The following is a 17,903-nucleotide window of genomic DNA, read 5'->3' on the forward strand; positions in this document are numbered from 1 at the left end:
GCGTCGATCACGCGCCTTCCGTCAATGCGCGAATTGTCGGCAAATTCCGCCAGTAACCCTTCGCATCCATCCCGCATCCGAAGACGTAACGATCCGGCACTTCGAATCCACAAAAGTCCGGACGCAGCGGCTTCGCCTTCGGGATGATCTTTTCGCACAGGACCGCGGACAGGAACGTCTTCGCGCCCATCGCCATGATGCGGTCGCGGATCGCGGCCATGGTTTCGCCTTCGTCGAGGATGTCGTCGAGCACGAGCACCACGCGATCCTTCACCGATTCCGCCGGCGCCACGCGCCATTGCATCTCGCTGCCGCCCTTGATGGCGTTGCGATAGCGCGTCAGGTGGATGTAATCGAACTCGAGCGGGAAGTCGAGATGCGGCAGCAGCATGCCGGTGAACACGGCCGCGCCCCCCATGACCGAAAGCACGAGCGGGAAGTCGTCTTGCGTCACCGTCTTGATGGCCGCGGCCATCTTGCCGATCGACGCGTTGACTTCGTCAGCCGTCACGATCTCTTCGGAGTGGCTGAAAATATGGAGGGCTTCTTCGCGATTCATAGGGAAAGCGGGGGAGAGGCAGACTTCTTAGTGTGGAAAAAAACGGCGGCGTGCGCCATATGATAAACCCGCGCTTCTTTCGAGTCGGACGCCCGAAGAGAACACGGGTTCGTCAAAACTGCGCTTCAGCGCATGCCGGGCATCATGCCCTTCATGCCGCGCATCATCTTCTGCAGATTGCCGCCCTTCAGCTTCTTCATCATGCCGCGCATCTGCTCGTACTGATTGAGCATGCGGTTCACTTCCTGAACGTGCACGCCCGCGCCCGCGGCAATGCGGCGCTTGCGCGCGGCCTTGATGAGCTCGGGCTTCGCGCGCTCCTGAAGCGTCATGGAATTGATGATGCCTTCCATGCGGCGCATCTGCTTTTCCGCGTTGTTCATGTCCGCGCCTTGCGCGGCTTGCTGGAACTGCGCGGGCAGTTTGTCCATGAGCGACGAGAGGCCGCCCATCTTCTTCATCTGCGACAGTTGCGCCTTGAAGTCGTTCAGGTCGAAGTCGCCGCCTTTCTTGACCTTGTCGGCGAGCTTCTGCGCGGCTTGCTGGTCGACGCCGCGCTGCGCTTCCTCGACGAGCGCGAGAATGTCGCCCATGCCGAGAATCCGGTTCGCCATGCGATCCGGATGGAAGACTTCGAGCCCGTCGAGCTTTTCCGCGACGCCGACGAACTTGATCGGCTTGCCGGTGACGTGCCGCACGGAGAGCGCCGCGCCGCCGCGCGAATCGCCGTCGAGCTTGGTGAGCACGACGCCGGTGAGCGGCAGCGCGTCGTTGAACGCCTTCGCGGTGTTGACCGCGTCCTGGCCGAGCATGGCGTCGACGACGAAGAGCGTTTCAGCGGGCTTGAGCAGCGCGTGCAGCTCGCTGATCTCGTTCATCATCGCTTCGTCGATACCGAGGCGGCCCGCCGTATCGACGATCACGACGTCGTGGTAATGGCGCTTCGCCCAGTCGATTGCCGCGCGCGCGATGTCGGCGGGCTTCTGATCCGGTTCCGACGGGAAGAAGTCCGCGCCGACCTGCTCGGTGACGGTCTGCAACTGACGGATGGCGGCGGGGCGATACACGTCGACGGAAACGGTGAGCACCTTCTTCTTGCTCTTCTCGCGCAGCAGCTTGGCGAGCTTACCCGTGGTCGTGGTCTTGCCCGCGCCCTGCAAACCGGCCATCAGGATGACGGCGGGCGGCGCGACGGCGAGATTCAGTTCGGCGGCTTTGCCTTCGTAATCGCCGCCGATCACGGCCGTCAATTCCTTCTGCACGACACCGACGAGCGCCTGACCCGGCGAGAGGCTCGACACGACTTCTTCGCCGAGCGCCTTTTCCTTCACCTTCGCGATGAACTCGCGCACGACGGGCAGCGCCACGTCCGCCTCGAGCAGCGCGAGCCGCACTTCGCGGAGCATCTCTTGCGTGTTGGCCTCGGTGAGCCGGGCCTCGCCGCGCAGCGTCTTGACGACGCGCGCCATCCGTTGAGTGAGGTTATCGAGCATGGGGAAAAGGTAGAGAATGCGGCCCTTTTTCAGCGCAAAACGATTCGGCGCCCCGCGTTGCCGCAAGGGGGAAAACGTCGCGATTCAAGGGCCTAGTGTAAACTTCGAACATGGATATTGTACTGTATGCCCTCACTGCGCTTCTCTACGGCGGACTCGCCGTGGCGGGCTGGCGCGCGCATCGCCACACGGCCGTGGAGCCGGCGCTGGCTGGTGTGCCGTCGGGCATGGCTCCGGCGGCGGCGCCGAAAATGTCGCCGGGCATGGGCGGACCGGGTCGCGCTCTATTATTAGTAGCGCTGCTCGTGCACGGCCTTCTGCTGCACACCACGATCTTCCCCCAGAACGCAATGGTCTTCGGCTTCGCGTTCGCGCTCTCCGCGATGTTCTGGCTCGGTGCGGGCATCTACTGGATCGAGAGTTTCTTCTTTCCGCTCGACGGCCTGCGGCTGCTCGTGCTGCCGCTCGCGTGCATCGCGTCGCTGCTGCCGCTCGTCTTCGGCGGCGTGCGCGTGCTGTCGTATTCCGCCGCGCCGATGTTCAAGCTGCACTTCCTGATCGCGAACGTCGCGTACGGACTCTTCGCGATCGCCGCGCTGCACGCCGTGCTCATGCTGATGCTCGAACGCCGCCTGCAGCGCATGCGCGGCATGGCGACGCGTCATACGGGCAACGGCTGGCTGACGAGCTGGCTCGACACGCTGCCGCCGCTGCTCACGCTCGAAAAGCTGCTGTTCCGCCTGATCGCGGCCGGCTTCGTGCTGCTCACGCTGACGCTCGTCTCGGGCATCGCGTTCAACGAACAACTGGTCGATCGCGCACTGCGCTTCGATCACAAGACCGTGTTCGCCTTCGTCTCCTGGGTGATGTTCGGCGCGCTGCTCACCGCGCGCCGCATCTCGGGCTGGCGCGGACGCGCCGCATTGCGGTGGGTGCTGGCCTCGTTCGCCGCGCTGCTGCTCGCGTATGTCGGCAGCCGCTTCGTGTTCGAAGTGCTGTTGCATCGCGCGGTCGTCTGAGCGTCTGAATTTACCGGCATTGAATCGATGCGAAATTTCTTCTTTCTGATCGTCCTCTTCTTCGTGTGCCAGTGGCTCCTGAAGAAGCTGCGCCGCGCGAACGAGCGCGCGCAACAGGGCGAAGCGCAGGCCGGCGGCGCGACCGCGGGCGGCGCGAACGGCGCGCATCGCGCGCGTTATGGCAACGGCAACGGCGCGGCCAACGAAACGCCGCAACTCGCCGATCCGCTTATCCGGTGCGCGCAATGCGGCGTGCACACGCCGCGCAGCGAGTCGATCGTCGTCTCGGGCGAGCGCTTTTGCTGCGCCGATCACGCGCGCCATTACGCGAGCCGTCCGACTGGCCGCGACGCGCGATGAACATGCACGTCGTCAGGAAAGGCGATCCGCACATCGACGCACAAGGCTGGCTGACGAGCGCGACGCGGCTGCCGTCGCCGAACTTCGAGGCGCGTCCCGGCAATGCGGTGCCGACGCTCATCGTCGTGCACAACATCAGCCTGCCGCCGGACGATTTCACGACGAACTCGATCGCCGATTTCTTCCTCAACAAGCTCGATCACGAAGCGCATCCGTACTTCGATCACCTGCGCGGCATGCGCGTGTCGTCGCACTTCGTGATTCGTCGCGACGGCGCGATCCAACAGTTCGTCTCCTGCGACGAACGCGCGTGGCACGCGGGCGTTTCCGCGTTCTGCGGACGCGAGCGCTGCAATGATTTTTCGATCGGCATCGAACTCGAAGGCAGCGATCGCATGCCGTTCGAAGACGCGCAATACGACGCGCTCGCCGCGCTCGTGCGCATCGTCGTGAAGCGCTATCCGATCGACGCGTTGGCCGGACATTCCGACATCGCGCCCGGCCGCAAGACGGATCCCGGCCCGCGCTTCGACTGGCCGCGCCTGCGTCATGAGAGCGCGCTGCCGCCTTCTTTCTTTCCGTTTCAGTCCAACATCTGAGCGCCGCGTAAGGTCTTTCTCGTTGCGGCGCAGCAGTGCCGCGCGCGAGGCCTTGCCGTGCTTTGCGGTAGCAAAAGTCAACCCCGCAACGCCGGACCCGAGGCAAATAAACCTTTTTGAGACTGCGCGGATGTCCACTATACTTGGTGCCGAAAGACGTACTTTGCACTATATCTTGTGTTGTTGAAGCGGCGCCCGCTCCCACGAGCCGGCGCCGCCAGCTTTCCGGCGTAGAGAAGTTTGGCTGGCCCGGGGCGATGCGCGAGGCGGTTTCTCTTTGCGAGGAGAGGAGCGCCGGGCGCATCGGGCGCCAGCGAGCAGCACCGTGAAGAAGGCATGCAAGCAAGCGCGAATTGCGTCGACCGACACCGCGCGCCAACGCGGGCACCGCATGAGACGCCAGGAACAATGCGGGCCGTAAGCGCCGCGATTCGTGTTTTCAGCCTGCTGTACTCACAGCCTGGCATTACCGCCAAAACACCGCGTGACCTTCATGACGATCTCGTGACGCACGCGGCATAAGTGATAAATCCGCGGATCATCCGCACCATTCGAACACCAGGAGTTTTGCACATGCAAACCACCGACAACGCCACGACTTCATTCGAAGGCGCATCCGCACAGCCTATGGCCGGTGCGCAGGCCACGGGCGCAGCACAAGCGCTCGCGCCGAACACGACGTTTGCCGACTACAAGGTCATCCGTCGCAACGGAAGCGTGGTGTCGTTCGAGCCGACGAAAATCGCGATCGCGGTGACGAAGGCGTTCATCGCCGTCAACGGCGGCCAGGGCGCGGCTTCGGCGCGCGTGCGCGAACTCGTCGAGCAACTGACGCAAGCCGTGGTGCGCGCGCTCGTGCGCAGCCGTCCGCATGGCGGCACGTTCCATATCGAAGACATTCAGGATCAGGTCGAGCTCGCGTTGATGCGCGGCGGCGAGCACAACGTCGCGCGCGCGTACGTGCTGTATCGCGAGAAGCGCACGCAGCAGCGTTCGCAGGAGCGCGCGGATGCGCCGAACGCACAGTCGCACGAAGGCGCGATCAACGTGACGGACAACGGCGTCACGCGTCCGCTCGATATGGAAGCGCTGAAGGCGCTGATCGTCTCGGCTTGCGCGAATCTCGGTGACGCGGTGTCGGCCGAGCCGATCGTCGCGGAAACGGTGAAGAACCTGTACGACGGCGTGCCGATGTCGCAGGTCTACGACTCGGCCATCCTCGCCGCGCGCACGATGATCGAAAAGGACCCGGCGTACAGCCAGGTCACGGCGCGCATCCTGCTGCACACGATCCGCCGCGAAATTCTCGAAGACGAAGTGACGCAGGCCGAAATGGGCGAGCGTTACGCCGAATACTTCCCGCTGTTCATCAAGCGCGGCGTCGAAGCCGGCCTGCTCGACGACAAACTCCAGCAATTCGATCTGAAGCGCCTCGGCGCCGCGCTCGACGCGAACCGCGATCTGCAATTCGGCTACCTCGGCCTGCAGACGCTTTATGACCGCTACTTCCTGCACGTCGACGGCACGCGCATCGAACTGCCGCAGGCATTCTTCATGCGTGTCGCGATGGGCCTGTCGCTCAACGAAATCGACCGCGAAGCGCGTGCGATCGAGTTCTACAACGTGCTGTCGTCGTTCGACTTCATGTCGTCCACGCCGACGCTCTTCAACTCGGGCACGCATCGCTCGCAGTTGTCGTCGTGCTATCTGACGACCGTCGCCGACGATCTCGACGGCATCTACGAGGCGCTGAAGGAAAACGCGCTGCTCTCGAAGTTCGCGGGCGGCCTCGGCAACGACTGGACGCGCGTGCGCGCGCTCGGCTCGCATATCAAGGGCACGAACGGCAAGTCGCAGGGCGTCGTGCCGTTCCTCAAAGTCGTGAACGACACGGCCGTCGCGGTGAATCAGGGCGGCAAGCGCAAGGGCGCGGTGTGCGCGTACCTGGAGTCGTGGCACCTCGACATCGAGGAATTCCTCGAGCTGCGCAAGAACACGGGCGATGACCGTCGCCGCACGCACGACATGAACACGGCGAACTGGATTCCCGATCTGTTCATGAAGCGCGTCGTCGAAGGCGGCGACTGGACGCTGTTCTCGCCCTCGACCTGTCCGGACCTGCACGATCTGTTCGGCGCGGACTTCGAGAAGGCCTACGTCGCTTACGAAGAGAAAGCCGCGCGCGGCGAGATCAAGCTGTTCAAGAAGCTGCCGGCCGCGCAACTGTGGCGCAAGATGCTCGGCATGCTCTTCGAAACGGGGCATCCGTGGATCACGTTCAAGGATCCGTGCAACGTGCGCTCGCCGCAGCAGCACGTCGGCGTCGTGCATTCGTCGAACCTGTGCACGGAAATCACGCTGAACACGAGCGAGACGGAAATCGCCGTCTGCAACCTCGGCTCCGTGAACCTCGTCGCGCACATGGTGAAGCAGGCCGACGGCAGCTACGCGCTGGATCACGCGAAGCTGAAGCGCACCATCAGCGTCGCGATGCGCATGCTCGACAACGTCATCGACATCAATTATTACGCGGTGCCGAAGGCGCGTAACTCGAACCTGAAGCATCGCCCGGTCGGCATGGGCATCATGGGCTTCCAGGACTGCCTGCATTTGCTGCGCACGCCGTATGCGTCGGGCGAGGCGGTCGAGTTCGCGGATCGTTCGATGGAAGCCGTGTGCTACTACGCGTACTACGCGTCGACGGAACTCGCGGAAGAGCGCGGCCGTTACGCGACGTATCGCGGCTCGCTGTGGGATCGCGGCATTCTTCCGCAGGATTCGCTGAAGCTGCTGGCGGACGCGCGCGGCGGCTACGTGGAAGTGGATTCGTCGGAATCGATGGATTGGGACACGCTGCGCTCGCGCATCTCGACGCACGGCATGCGCAACTCGAACTGCGTGGCGATTGCGCCGACCGCAACGATCTCGAACATCATCGGCGTGTCGGCGTGTATCGAGCCGACGTTCCAGAACCTGTACGTGAAGTCGAATCTGTCGGGCGAATTCACGGTCGTGAACGACTATCTCGTGCGCGATCTGAAGGCGCGCGGCCTGTGGGACGAGGTGATGGTGTCGGATCTGAAGTATTTCGACGGCACGCTTTCGCGCATCGACCGCATTCCGGCCGATCTCCGCGCGATCTACGCGACGGCGTTCGAAGTCGATCCGAAGTGGCTGGTGGAAGCGGCATCGCGCCGTCAGAAGTGGATCGATCAGGCGCAGTCGCTGAACATCTACATGGCGGGCGCGTCGGGCAAGAAGCTCGACGAGGTCTACAAACTCGCGTGGATTCGCGGCCTCAAGACCACGTACTATCTCCGCACGATGGCGGCGACGCACGTCGAGAAGTCGACGGTCGCGCACGGCGCGTTGAACGCGGTGCCTTCTTCCGGTGAAGGCGGATCGGGCGCGGCTGGCGGCTTCGGTGGCGGCGTGAGTGGAGGCGCTTCTTCCAACGCCGGGGGCTTCAATGCGGCGGCCGTCGAGGCGGCTCCGGAAGCCGATGGCCCTGTCTGCATGATGCGTCCGGGCGATCCGGGCTTCGACGAATGCGAGGCTTGCCAGTAAGTCGGTCGCGGCGGACCGGTTCCGGTTTTCCCCTTCGCGGGGGAGGCGGGGCCGGTCCGTTTTTCTTTGCTGCTGCAAAGAAAGTAAGCAGCTTTGCCCATCCTAAGTGGCTCACGCCGGCTGTGGCACAGGCAATTGGCTGAATGACGCTCGGAGTTTTGATGCTTTCGCCGGATCCCGTTTTGTTATTGGTTTATTAGCGTTGCCCCTGTGCGGGGCGGCAGTCACTTTCTTTGCTGCTGCAAAGAAAGTAACCAAAGAAAGCAGCTTTTGAGGCCCGCGGTCACACGCAACTTGGCCAATTTTCTCCTTCGAAGTGGCACTCGCCTAAAGAGTGCCCTCATCACAATCACCGGGCTTGGATCGCGCACGGTCTGCCGCCCGAGAGATTTTAAGCCGCTGGTTCAGCACGAAAAAGTTCCGGCACAGCGCTACGCGCTGCCGCCGAGTATGCGAGGGAAACCCACGTTGTACCTATGCAGTGCTTCGAGATGGCGGTGTCAGTAAAGAGGCACGCGCAGACCCGATTGACCCGTCGGCCGCGAAGCGGGCTGGAGCCATTTCGTGCTGGACCAGTTTGTTGTGCGGCGAGAGGTGACAGACCGTGCGCGAGCCAAGCCGTGTTCTGCTTGCGAGGGCACTCGCTATTGCCGGGCCATTCGGCCAATCGCCTGTGCCGCGGCCGGTGTGAGGCACTTTGGATGGGAGAAGCTGCTTTCTTTGGTTACTTTCTTTGCAGCAGCAAAGAAAGTGACTGCCGCCCCGCACAGGGGCAACGCTAATAGACCGACGCGAAAACGGGATCCGGCGAAGGCATCAAAACTCCGGGGGCCATTCAGCCAATCGCCTGCGCCGCGGCCCCCTCCGCCGGGGAGGCGGCTACTGAACAAACGGCAAGATAACGGCAGCAGCAAGCAGAGGAACCCAACCTCACCCCCGCGTGCCACGCGAAATCTCCGTCCCCGCATCGTGCGCGAGCCGCGCGGTAATCGGCATCGAAAGAAAAGAGAACATCCCGACGACGACAAACGCAGGCCAGAAGTCCGACCATTGCACGCTCGCATGACCGTTCAGATATTGCGAGAGTTCGAGCGTGATCCCGGCGATCGTCACGCCGAGACCAAGCGAAACTTGCTGCACAAAGCTCGCGAGACTGGTCGCGCGGCCGACATCGCGCGTTTCGATTTCCGCATACGCAAGCGAATTGAGGCTCGTGAATTGCAAGGCGGGGAAGAAGCCGCCGAGCAGCACGACTGACCAGATCACCCACGTCGGCGTGCCGGGAAAGAACGTGCCGCACGCCGCGATCGCGATGCCCGACAGCGCCGCGTTATAGAAGAGCGTCTGACGGAAGCCGAAGCGATGCAGCACGCGCGACGCGAGCGAGCGCATGAACATGCCGCCGAACGCGGACGCGCAGGTGATCGCGCCGGACTTGAACGCGGTCATGCCGAGGCCTTCCTGCAACGCGAGCGGCAGAAGGAACGGCACGGCGCCGAGCCCGATGCGAAACATCGAACCGCCGAGAACGCTCGCCTGAAACGTCGGCACGCGGAAGAAGCGCAAGTCGAGCAGCGGCTTCTCCGAGCGGCGCGCGTGGATGCAGTACAGCACGACCATCAGCGCGCCGGCTGCGCACATCGCGAAGGCCGTGCGTTGCGGAATCAGTTCGCCGCCGACGAGCGACAGCCCGAGCAGCAGCAACACGCCCGCGCACGAGGAAAGGAAGAAGCCGAACCAGTCGAGCCGGCCCGGATGATCCTCGTGCGAATTGACGATGTAGCGGTTGGTCAGATAGATGCCCGCAATGCCGATCGGGATGTTGATGAAGAAGATCAGGCGCCAGTGCAGATAAGTGGTGATGAAGCCGCCGAGCAACGGACCGACCGCGGGTCCAAGCATTGCGGGTACGGAGAGGTAGTTCATCGCGCGAATGAACTCCGAGCGACGCACCGAGCGAAAGATGATGATGCGGCCGACAGGCACCATCATCGCGCCGCCGACGCCCTGGATGAAGCGGGCGACGGTGAACGGGCCGAGCGACGTGGAGGCCGCGCAGAGCAGCGAGCCGACGACGAACACGCCGATGGCCGCGCGGAACACCGCACGGGCGCCGAAGCGGTCGGCGACCCAGCCGCAGATCGGTATGAAGACGCCGAGCCCGAGCACATAACTCGTGACGGCGACTTTCAATGTGACGGGATCGCGTCCGAAGGCGCGCGCCATTTCAGGAATCGCGGTGACGATGACGTTGGCGTCGACGCTTTCCATGAACATCGCGCACGCGACGATGAGAGGGGCAATGAAAGCTTTGACGGCAAGCGGCATGGCGAATCGCGATCAACTCTTGGCGGCAAGAGCGGCGATTATGGCACCGATATGGAGCAGTCGCTGAGTGATCGAAGCGTGTTGCGTGGTGCGATGAACATTGAACGAGGAGCGAAGAAACGATGGACCCGCAGGATCTGCAGCGTCTCGTCACGCAGACGATGCCCTATGGCAAATACAAGGATCGGCTCATCGCGGATCTGCCTGGTCACTATCTCGCGTGGTTCGCGCGTGAGGGTTTTCCAGAGGGCAAGCTCGGCAGGCTGCTCGCGTTGATGCATGAGATCGACCACAACAACCTGCGCTCGCTGCTCGATCCATTGAGAGGCCGATGAGTTGCGCATGCTTTCCAGGTGCGACGTAAACACGCTATAGGTTGTATCGGCAGGATTTGCAAGCACAAGATGTTGTGGAAAAACGAGGCCCAAAATGCTAGACTTCGGCAACGAATTCGAAGCACGCAGCAGGCAATGAGCGGTCCCGAAACGCAACGGTTCGAGTGGTGAAGCGTGTGTCCGATGACAAGCATCGAAGCTCATCGAAGAGAGCGAGTGAGGGTAGCAAGACGCTCGCGCTCGACACATGTTTTTGCTTCGCGTCGCGTGTCGTCGAGAGACATCGATCGATGAACGAAGCGAGTCACGCTTCGCTGCGTTTGAGATCGCACACTCGGCACTGACTCGATACGTGCAACGAAACGCGACGTGCTTCGCATCAGACATCGCGCGTCGGCCGCAAAGCACCGTGACACAAGGCTTCGAAGACATCGATGAAGCCGCTCGCAAGCACGCTGCGATGCCATCGAAGTCACTCGATCAGGACCGCTTCACACACGATTCAACAGATGCCGCATCGAGCTTCACACACATGGTTGCGAGCCAAGTGTTGTATGCAGGTAGCAACGTCGAATCTAAATCGCATGAAAACGAGAATTTTCATGAGCAAACTCTTTTATCGCTCATGAAAAGATGGTACAAACCGATCTAAATTGATGGTGAGAATTTATGCTCAACTGGGATGACGAGACCACTGCCGTAGCTCCCTCGAGCGCTTCGCAACAGAGCACGTTGCGCAACGCTCAAGGCACGACTTTCGGTACGCAGGCAGCGCACGCTGCTGCTCATCAAGCGACCCATCAGACTGCTCAGGCGAACTCGACGAACATCTTCTCCGATGGCTTCGTTCCGCCCGCAGCCGCCACACCGTCCGCCGGCGCGATCGCCGCGCAAAGCGAAGCGCGCGTCAATGTCGCCGACAAGCGCATCATCAACGGCAAGACGGATGTGAACCAGCTCGTCCCGTTCAAGTACAAGTGGGCGTGGGAGAAGTACCTCGCCGGCTGTGCGAACCACTGGATGCCGCAGGAAGTGAACATGTCCCGCGACATCGCCCTGTGGAAAGACCCGAACGGTCTCTCGGACGACGAGCGCCGCATCGTCAAGCGCAACCTCGGCTTCTTTGTCACGGCGGACTCGCTCGCCGCGAACAACATCGTGCTCGGCACGTACCGTCACATCACCGCTCCGGAGTGCCGCCAGTTCCTGCTGCGCCAGGCGTTCGAAGAGGCGATCCACACGCACGCGTATCAGTACATCGTCGAATCGCTGGGTCTCGATGAAAGCGAGATCTTCAACGCGTACCACGAGGTCAAGTCGATCCGTGACAAGGACGAGTTCCTCATTCCGTTCATCCAGACGCTGACCGACCCGGCCTTCACCACCGGCACGCTGGAAGCGGACCAGAAATTGCTGAAGTCGTTGATCGTGTTCGCCTGCATCATGGAAGGGCTGTTCTTCTATGTGGGCTTCACGCAGATTCTGGCGCTGGGTCGCCAGAACAAGATGACGGGCGCGGCGGAGCAGTATCAGTACATCCTCCGCGACGAGTCGATGCACTGCAATTTCGGCATCGACCTCATCAACCAGATCAAGCTCGAAGAGCCGCAACTGTGGACCGCCGAATTCAAGGCCGAGATCCGCGAGCTCTTCAAGGAAGCGGTGGAACTGGAATATCGCTACGCCGAAGACACCATGCCGCGCGGGGTGCTCGGCCTGAACGCGTCGATGTTCAAGAGCTACCTGCGCTTCATCTGCAACCGGCGTTGCCAGCAGATCGGGCTTGACCCGCTCTACCCGAACGAGGAAAACCCGTTCCCGTGGATGAGCGAAATGATCGACTTGAAGAAGGAACGCAACTTCTTCGAGACACGCGTGATTGAGTATCAAACCGGCGGCGCGCTGACCTGGGAATAATAAAAATCCAGGACGTGTTGCAGACGAAATCGATGGAACGGTCAGGCAGCAGCGTGTCGCTCACGCGCGCCTGATCGACAAGGTTTAGGAGAACGGTCGCCTGATGCAAAGTGCGCCTACTGACTTGGCGAGCCGATTATCGGCACGAACTGAAGACAGGCATTTTGCGATCCCTTCAATGGGATGGGCAAACTTCCCCCCGGAAAATGCCAGCGGCATGCTCGCTGGCTCGATCAAGCGATGGCCGGCGCCGCGAAGATGCGGTGCTGACTCAATTTGGCGCGCGGTGCCTCGGGGCACGGCGCGCCTTGCCGTATTCATTAGCGTAAGCGGGCGGGATCAGCGTACGCCGATGAATAATCCGCTTCGTAGCGTGCGCTGTGAGAGGCGACGCGTGAGAAGCGGGTTTTGACGAAGGGTGTTGTTTGAACTGACTCTCATCTTAAAACCTGAAGGAGAAAAACCATGGCAGTTGCCAAGAAAAAACCCGCTGCAAAGAAGGCCGCAGCGAAGAAAGTCACCGCCAAGAAGGCCGCTCCGGCGAAGAAGGTTGCCGCCAAGAAGGTCGCTGTGAAGAAAGTCGCAGCGAAGAAAGTAGCGGCGAAGAAGGTTGCAGCGAAGAAGGTTGCGGCCAAGAAAGTGGCAACCAAGAAAGTAGCAGCAAAGAAAGTAGCGGCGAAGAAGGTTGCAGCGAAGAAGGTCGCCGCCAAGAAGGCGCCCGCGAAGAAAGCCGCTGCGAAGAAAGTCGCGACCAAGAAGGTAGCCGCGAAGAAGGTTGCAGCGAAGAAGGCGCCTGCGAAGAAGGCCGCAGCGAAGAAGGCGCCCGCGAAGAAGGCCGCAGCGAAGAAGGCCGCTGCGAAAAAGGCTCCTGCGAAAAAGGCTGCTGCGAAGACCGCAGCCGCTGCGCCTGCGCCTGCTGCCGCTCCCGCGAAGAAGGCCCCCGCGAAAAAAGCTCCGGCCAAGAAGGCCGCTGCTGCGAAGAAGACTACGGCTGCTGCTCCCGCAACGACGGCAACGACCGTATCGGCGCCTGCTCCGGCTCCGGCCGCTGCGGTCAAGACGGCGTTGAACCCGGCAGCGGCATGGCCGTTCCCGACGGGCAGCCGTCCGTAAGCTCTCGCAGTACGCGACACCCAGGCACACTGCGCTGTGCCCTTAGTCCGGGTAAGCCTACCCGGCCTGAACCCGTCGCCGGAAATCTGGCGGCGGGTTTTTCGTTTCGGCGAACGAATTGCATCGCTCGCGTGCCGCTCGTTTCGGGCGGCCAAAGAAAAAGCGCATGCATCTTTCGATACATGCGCTCGTGGTCTTGCGGCGGCTATTCGTCCGCCGAATAGGATTAGTGCGTGACGCGCGTGACGCCGCCGCTCGACAGCAGACGCACTCGTTCGCCCGCCTGAAAGACCTCGCCGTTCGCGGTCTGCGTGATCGCGCGCAGGTCGCCGTTATCGAGGCGCACGGTGATCTCCAGGCCGTTCTTCATCGCGACGCTGTTCTCGACGGCGTTACCGGCGACGGCGCCAGCCAGCCCGCCGATAATGCCCGCGATGATCGAGCCATTGCCGCCGCCGATCGCGCTGGCCGCCGCGACGCCGCCCAGCGCGCCGCCGCCGATCGTGCCGAGACCGGTCGGCTGGCCGTTGTTCGAGCTGATCTTCACGCCGCGCACGCTTTCGACGGTGGCCATGCGCACCGTTTCCTCGCGCTGGGCCTGCGACGCCGTATAAACGTCCGAAGAACTGCTGTTGTAGGCGCAGCCCGTCAGCGCGACCGAGCCGACGAGCGCCATTGCCAGCGCGATACGACTTACCGTTTTCATTCCTTTACTCCAATCACTCAGAACAGGCTGCTTCCGAAAGCCTGTTTGAAACGCTCTTCGATTTCGGCGCGCGTCGGCGCGTAGGTTTGCGGTCCCTGATGTTCGATTTTAAGCGCACCCATCAGACTCGCGAGACGACCCGTTTTCTCCCAGCCAAGCTTGTTCTCGATGCCGTACAGCAGGCCGCCGCGGAAAGCGTCTCCGCAGCCGGTCGGATCGACCACCTGTTGCGCCTTCACCGAGGGAACGTCGAGCACGCCATCTTCATGATAGATCTGCGCGCCGTGTTCGCCGCGTGTGACGACGAGGGCATCGACACGGCTCTTGATGTCTTCGATCGACCAGCCGGTCTTGTTACTCAACAACTTGGCTTCGTAATCGTTGACCGCCACGTAGGTGGCGAGTTCAATCATGCGACGAAGTTCCACACCTTCGAGAATAGGCAAACCCTGGCCCGGATCGAACACGAACGGCACGCCGGCGCGCGCCAGCCCTTCGGCGTGCTCGCGCATGCCTTGCGCGCCGTCGGGCGCGACGATGCCGAGCGAGATGCCGCGCGCTTCGTCGGCGCGATTCAGGTGCGATTCCATCATCGCGCCGGGGTGGAAGGCCGTGATCTGGTTGTTCGCGAGGTCGGTGGTGATGAAGCACTGCGCCGAATGCTGATCGGGCAGCACGCGCACGTATTCCTTCGACAGACCGAGCGCGTCGAGCCGATCGACGTAAAGCTGCGAATCCGCCGCGCCGAGCGTCGCCATGATTTTCGGATCGCCACCGAGCAGCTTCAGCGCATAGGCGATGTTGCCCGCGCAGCCGCCGAAGTTGCGCCGCATCGTCGGCACCAGGAAGCTGATGTTCAGCATGTGCACCTGGTCCGGCAGGATGTGGTCGCCGAAGCGGCCCTGGAAGGTCATGATGTTGTCGTAGGCGAGCGAGCCGCAAATGAGCGTAGCCAAGGCAAACGTCCTTTATGAATAGGGGCCGAGGAGAAAAAGCGCATACGGCGCGCGGCGAGTTTGACCGCGCCTCGTATGCGCGGACCGCTTCGGTCGAAAAGCGGTCCGTCCGGCAAGAGAATTACTTCAGTGCGGCGAGCGCGGCATCGTAGTTCGGCTCTTCCTTGATTTCAGGCACGAGTTCCGAGTGCAGCACTTTGTTGTTCTCGTCCAGCACGACGACCGCGCGCGCCGTCAGGCCTTTAAGCGGGCCGCTCGTCACGTCGACGCCGTAGGCTTGCGCGAACTCGTGGCCGCGGAAGGTCGAGGCCGTCACGACATTCGCGATGCCTTCGGTCGTGCAGAAGCGCTTCGCCGCGAACGGCAGATCGCCCGAAACGACCACCACGACCGTGTTGTTCAGGTTCGCGGCCGCCTGGTTGAACTTGCGCGTCGAGGTGGCGCAGGTCGGCGTGTCGAGACTCGGCACGATGTTCAGCACTTTGCGCTTGCCGGCGAAATTCGCGAGCTTGATGTCGCCGAGATCCGCGCCGACGAGCGTGAATTCGGACGCTTGCTGCCCCGCGCCCGGGAACGTGCCGCTGACTTCGATGGGATTGCCGCCGAGGGTAACTTGACTCATGTTGCGCTCCAGAGAATTGTCAGATGCTGACGGGAAAAATCGCGCGTGCCGGGCCGGGAAGGGCGGCACGCGCGTCGTGTGGCACTGGGTCCGGCCGCCTCGCGCGCGATGAAGCGGCGCAAGGCCGCGATCACGGATAGAAGACCTGAACCCGGTAATTCGCGGCGACCGCGTCGCCCGTATCGAGCCGGACGACGACCGGTTGCGCGCTTTGCGGCGGAAGGCCGACGGCGAATATCGTACCCGGTCGCGCGTAATCCTGCGGCCACAGCACGCGACGGACCGCGACATTGTTCTTGTCGTCGAGCAGCGTGAGTTCGAGCGCCGGATACGCGAGCGCCACGTCCAGCCGGTTGCGCAGCGACAGTTTCAGTTCGAGCTTGTGCGGACCGTCGACCTGACGCAGGCCCGAACTCTCGATCTGCAATCCGTCGATGTCGCGCGGTGGCGAGATCGTGCAGCCGATCTGTTCGCAGACGTTCGAATAGAACGCGTGCGAGCCGGGCACGTAGACCATCACGGATTCGCGTTGCCACCACGCGAGCTGCACGAGCAACAGCAACGCCAGCAGCACCGCGACGATGATGCCCACCGCGCGCATGCCCTTTCTCGCGCCGGCACGCGCCGGCGCCCGCGATTCCCGCGGCTCGCGGATGACCGGAAACGCTTCGTTCGCGCTGACGCGGCGAACGGGGGCGGGCGGCTTGCCGGCGCTGAAGCCGGGCTCGGCGCCGTCGCTCCATGCGGATGTTGTGGGCGGCTCCGGCGCGGGCTCCTCGACCGGCTGATGAACCGGTCCGATGAACGGCTCGGCGCGATCGTCGACGGGATCGAACCGCGCGACGGGCGGCTCGCCGAGCGGCGCATCGGTGCCGGCTTGCGCGGCATTGGCGGCATCGGCATGCGGCTCGCCCACGCGGATGAATGGCTTCGGACGTTCCGCTTCGCCGGGCAGCGCGGACGGCTCGTTGGCTGCGTCGGCCTGCGCCGGTTCTGTGCGTGGCGGCGTGGCGCGAGTCTGCCCGGACGCGCCGGCTTTCGCCGGTGCGGCCGCTGCGAGATCGAGATTGCGCGGCGCGAACGGCCGCGGCTTCAAGGGAGCGTCGGGCGGAGCCGTGACGTGCTTCGGCGTATCGGGAGCGGTGCCGGCGCTCGAACTCGTCGCGGGACCGATGGCGACATCGTCGTCGATGATCGCGGCATGCTGGGCGACCGCCGACTCAGTTGGCTCATCGGGAAGCTCGAAGCGATGATGCGCGGCGTCGAAAACTTCCTGACAGTGACCGCAGCGCACCCGGCCATCGTGCGGCGCGAGCAAGTGCGGGTCCAGCTTGAACACGGTTTCGCAGTGAGGGCAGCGGGTTGCCAGCGCCATATAGAAGTGCCGTTGGCCTGACGGCCTGATCGTGGAGGATGGCGCTATTCTAAAGGCTTTCGCGCCGCGTTCCCGCGAGGCATACCCAGCCTTCGTGCTCACGCCAGACGCTGATGTCGATCCATTTGGCATAGACCGCCGCGACCTCGTCGGCCTGCCGCGCGAGCACGCCCGACAGTGCGATCCGGCCGCCCGGCTTGACCTTCGCGGACAGCATCGACGCCATCAGCTTGAGCGGATTCGAGAGAATGTTCGCGACGACGATATCGAATTCGCCGGCGGGACACGCATCGGGCAAACCGTAGGTCACGTCGGCGCGATTGCGCTCGCGGTTCTGCCGCGCCGACTCGACCGCCTGCGGATCGATGTCGATGCCGACCACCGGCTCCGCGCCGCATTTCTTCGCGAGGATCGCGAGGATGCCGGAGCCGCAGCCGTAGTCGAGCAGCGATTGCCCCGGCTGCACGGATTGCTCCAGCCATTCCATGCACAGGCGCGTGGTCGGATGGCTGCCGGTGCCGAACGCGAGCCCCGGATCGAGCTCGAGCACGAGCGCGTCGGGATCGGGCGCGTCGTGCCACGAGGGCACGACCCAGATGCGCTCGCCGATGGGAATCGGATCGAACTGCGCCTGCGTGAGACGCACCCAGTCCTGCTCCTCGACCTCGCGCACGGTGAACGACGGCGCCGCCGCGAGACCGATTTCATTCGCGGCCGCGGCGAGCAGCACGTCGGGATCGGCGTCCTCGGCGAGCAGCGCGACGACGCGCGAGCGGTTCCACGCGCTCTTCTCGGGCACGAGCCCCGGCTCGCCGAAGAGCGGCTGCTCGTCGGGCGTGTCGGCGTCGGCGTCTTCGACCGACACCGACAGCGCGCCGACTTCAAGCAGCGCGTCCGACAGCGCTTCCGCGTGCTCGCGATCCAGCTCGGCGATCAATTCCCGGTAACTCATGC

At 63.1% G+C, this 17,903-nt stretch carries 16 protein-coding genes and 1 pseudogene; 9 read left to right on the forward strand and 8 right to left on the reverse strand.

The window, feature by feature from the left end; translation table 11 throughout:
* Positions 1 to 7: 7 nt before the first annotated feature.
* Both NOV72_RS22620 and ffh read right to left on the reverse strand, forming a co-directional pair.
* Positions 8 to 559, reverse strand: coding sequence for a hypoxanthine-guanine phosphoribosyltransferase (locus NOV72_RS22620; protein ID WP_106856798.1), 552 nt, complete (start codon positions 557 to 559; stop codon positions 8 to 10).
* A gap of 125 nt (positions 560 to 684) precedes the next feature.
* Entirely contained in the window at positions 685 to 2,052 is a 1,368-nt protein-coding gene (gene ffh / locus NOV72_RS22625) for a signal recognition particle protein (RefSeq protein WP_106856878.1), read from the reverse strand.
* Positions 2,053 to 2,162: 110 nt separating this feature from the next.
* Here ffh and NOV72_RS22630 point away from each other — a divergent pair, with 110 nt between their 5' ends.
* The 4 genes from NOV72_RS22630 to NOV72_RS22645 all read left to right on the forward strand — a co-directional run bounded on the left by NOV72_RS22630 (position 2,163) and on the right by NOV72_RS22645 (position 7,597).
* Positions 2,163 to 3,071 (forward strand): cytochrome C assembly family protein, encoded by a 909-nt coding sequence (locus NOV72_RS22630; RefSeq protein ID WP_106856799.1) that lies wholly within the window; start codon positions 2,163 to 2,165, stop codon positions 3,069 to 3,071.
* A 27-nt stretch (positions 3,072 to 3,098) separates the two neighbouring features.
* The gene (locus NOV72_RS22635; protein ID WP_106856800.1) at positions 3,099 to 3,431 is read left to right on the forward strand and encodes a PP0621 family protein; all 333 of its coding nucleotides are present in this window, start codon (positions 3,099 to 3,101) and stop codon (positions 3,429 to 3,431) included.
* The gene (gene ampD / locus NOV72_RS22640; RefSeq protein ID WP_106856801.1) at positions 3,428 to 4,030 is read left to right on the forward strand and encodes a 1,6-anhydro-N-acetylmuramyl-L-alanine amidase AmpD; all 603 of its coding nucleotides are present in this window, start codon (positions 3,428 to 3,430) and stop codon (positions 4,028 to 4,030) included. The genes NOV72_RS22635 and ampD overlap by 4 nt, the downstream gene beginning before the upstream one ends.
* A gap of 573 nt (positions 4,031 to 4,603) precedes the next feature.
* Positions 4,604 to 7,597 (forward strand): ribonucleoside-diphosphate reductase subunit alpha, encoded by a 2,994-nt coding sequence (locus NOV72_RS22645; protein WP_106856802.1) that lies wholly within the window; start codon positions 4,604 to 4,606, stop codon positions 7,595 to 7,597.
* Positions 7,598 to 8,527: 930 nt separating this feature from the next.
* Here NOV72_RS22645 and NOV72_RS22650 read toward each other — a convergent pair.
* The gene (locus NOV72_RS22650) at positions 8,528 to 9,925 is read right to left on the reverse strand and encodes an MFS transporter (protein WP_106856803.1); all 1,398 of its coding nucleotides are present in this window, start codon (positions 9,923 to 9,925) and stop codon (positions 8,528 to 8,530) included.
* A 122-nt stretch (positions 9,926 to 10,047) separates the two neighbouring features.
* On the opposite strand from NOV72_RS22650, the gene NOV72_RS22655 reads away from it, so the two are divergent.
* The 5 genes and pseudogenes from NOV72_RS22655 (at position 10,048) to NOV72_RS22670 (ending at position 13,290) form a co-directional block, all read left to right on the forward strand.
* Positions 10,048 to 10,260: a DUF3820 family protein gene (locus NOV72_RS22655; protein ID WP_061163789.1), complete on the forward strand. Its 213-nt coding sequence runs from the start codon at positions 10,048 to 10,050 to the stop codon at positions 10,258 to 10,260.
* 409 nt (positions 10,261 to 10,669) lie between these two features.
* A complete protein-coding gene (locus NOV72_RS32055) occupies positions 10,670 to 10,912 on the forward strand; it encodes a hypothetical protein (protein ID WP_146150036.1) in 243 nt (80 codons plus the stop codon).
* A 17-nt stretch (positions 10,913 to 10,929) separates the two neighbouring features.
* A complete protein-coding gene (locus NOV72_RS22660; RefSeq protein ID WP_106856804.1) occupies positions 10,930 to 12,177 on the forward strand; it encodes a ribonucleotide-diphosphate reductase subunit beta in 1,248 nt (415 codons plus the stop codon).
* A gap of 103 nt (positions 12,178 to 12,280) precedes the next feature.
* Positions 12,281 to 12,611: pseudogene (locus NOV72_RS33085) on the forward strand (hypothetical protein).
* 31 nt (positions 12,612 to 12,642) lie between these two features.
* A complete protein-coding gene (locus NOV72_RS22670) occupies positions 12,643 to 13,290 on the forward strand; it encodes a histone H1-like DNA-binding protein (RefSeq protein WP_106856805.1) in 648 nt (215 codons plus the stop codon).
* A 226-nt stretch (positions 13,291 to 13,516) separates the two neighbouring features.
* Here NOV72_RS22670 and NOV72_RS22675 read toward each other — a convergent pair whose 3' ends face one another.
* The 5 genes from NOV72_RS22675 to prmA form a co-directional block, all read right to left on the reverse strand.
* Positions 13,517 to 13,996: an outer membrane lipoprotein gene (locus NOV72_RS22675; RefSeq protein ID WP_008342914.1), complete on the reverse strand. Its 480-nt coding sequence runs from the start codon at positions 13,994 to 13,996 to the stop codon at positions 13,517 to 13,519.
* Between the two features lie 17 nt (positions 13,997 to 14,013).
* Complete coding sequence (locus NOV72_RS22680; RefSeq protein ID WP_106856806.1) at positions 14,014 to 14,952, reverse strand: carbohydrate kinase family protein; 939 nt, start codon at positions 14,950 to 14,952, stop codon at positions 14,014 to 14,016.
* Positions 14,953 to 15,073: 121 nt separating this feature from the next.
* Positions 15,074 to 15,574, reverse strand: a complete 501-nt coding sequence (tpx, locus tag NOV72_RS22685) for a thiol peroxidase (RefSeq protein WP_106856807.1) — start codon at positions 15,572 to 15,574, stop codon at positions 15,074 to 15,076.
* Between the two features lie 130 nt (positions 15,575 to 15,704).
* Positions 15,705 to 16,949 (reverse strand): zinc-ribbon and DUF3426 domain-containing protein, encoded by a 1,245-nt coding sequence (locus NOV72_RS22690; RefSeq protein ID WP_106856808.1) that lies wholly within the window; start codon positions 16,947 to 16,949, stop codon positions 15,705 to 15,707.
* Positions 16,950 to 16,998: 49 nt separating this feature from the next.
* The gene (gene prmA, locus NOV72_RS22695) at positions 16,999 to 17,901 is read right to left on the reverse strand and encodes a 50S ribosomal protein L11 methyltransferase (RefSeq protein WP_106856809.1); all 903 of its coding nucleotides are present in this window, start codon (positions 17,899 to 17,901) and stop codon (positions 16,999 to 17,001) included.
* Positions 17,902 to 17,903 lie beyond the last annotated feature (2 nt).

It is taken from the genome of Caballeronia novacaledonica (assembly GCF_900258035.1).
Classification (GTDB): Bacteria; Pseudomonadota; Gammaproteobacteria; order Burkholderiales; family Burkholderiaceae; genus Caballeronia; species Caballeronia novacaledonica.

What these genes read in the sequence shown, in the direction of transcription:
- NOV72_RS22620 (WP_106856798.1), bottom strand. Translation starts at nt 559, where the DNA reads ATGAATCGCGAAGAAGCCCTCCATATTTTCAGCCACTCCGAAGAGATC.
- ffh (WP_106856878.1), bottom strand. Translation starts at nt 2,052, where the DNA reads ATGCTCGATAACCTCACTCAACGGATGGCGCGCGTCGTCAAGACGCTG.
- NOV72_RS22630 (WP_106856799.1), top strand. Translation starts at nt 2,163, where the DNA reads ATGGATATTGTACTGTATGCCCTCACTGCGCTTCTCTACGGCGGACTC.
- NOV72_RS22635 (WP_106856800.1), top strand. Translation starts at nt 3,099, where the DNA reads ATGCGAAATTTCTTCTTTCTGATCGTCCTCTTCTTCGTGTGCCAGTGG.
- ampD (WP_106856801.1), top strand. Translation starts at nt 3,428, where the DNA reads ATGAACATGCACGTCGTCAGGAAAGGCGATCCGCACATCGACGCACAA.
- NOV72_RS22645 (WP_106856802.1), top strand. Translation starts at nt 4,604, where the DNA reads ATGCAAACCACCGACAACGCCACGACTTCATTCGAAGGCGCATCCGCA.
- NOV72_RS22650 (WP_106856803.1), bottom strand. Translation starts at nt 9,925, where the DNA reads ATGCCGCTTGCCGTCAAAGCTTTCATTGCCCCTCTCATCGTCGCGTGC.
- NOV72_RS22655 (WP_061163789.1), top strand. Translation starts at nt 10,048, where the DNA reads ATGGACCCGCAGGATCTGCAGCGTCTCGTCACGCAGACGATGCCCTAT.
- NOV72_RS22660 (WP_106856804.1), top strand. Translation starts at nt 10,930, where the DNA reads ATGCTCAACTGGGATGACGAGACCACTGCCGTAGCTCCCTCGAGCGCT.
- NOV72_RS22670 (WP_106856805.1), top strand. Translation starts at nt 12,643, where the DNA reads ATGGCAGTTGCCAAGAAAAAACCCGCTGCAAAGAAGGCCGCAGCGAAG.
- NOV72_RS22675 (WP_008342914.1), bottom strand. Translation starts at nt 13,996, where the DNA reads ATGAAAACGGTAAGTCGTATCGCGCTGGCAATGGCGCTCGTCGGCTCG.
- tpx (WP_106856807.1), bottom strand. Translation starts at nt 15,574, where the DNA reads ATGAGTCAAGTTACCCTCGGCGGCAATCCCATCGAAGTCAGCGGCACG.
- NOV72_RS22690 (WP_106856808.1), bottom strand. Translation starts at nt 16,949, where the DNA reads ATGGCGCTGGCAACCCGCTGCCCTCACTGCGAAACCGTGTTCAAGCTG.
- prmA (WP_106856809.1), bottom strand. Translation starts at nt 17,901, where the DNA reads ATGAGTTACCGGGAATTGATCGCCGAGCTGGATCGCGAGCACGCGGAA.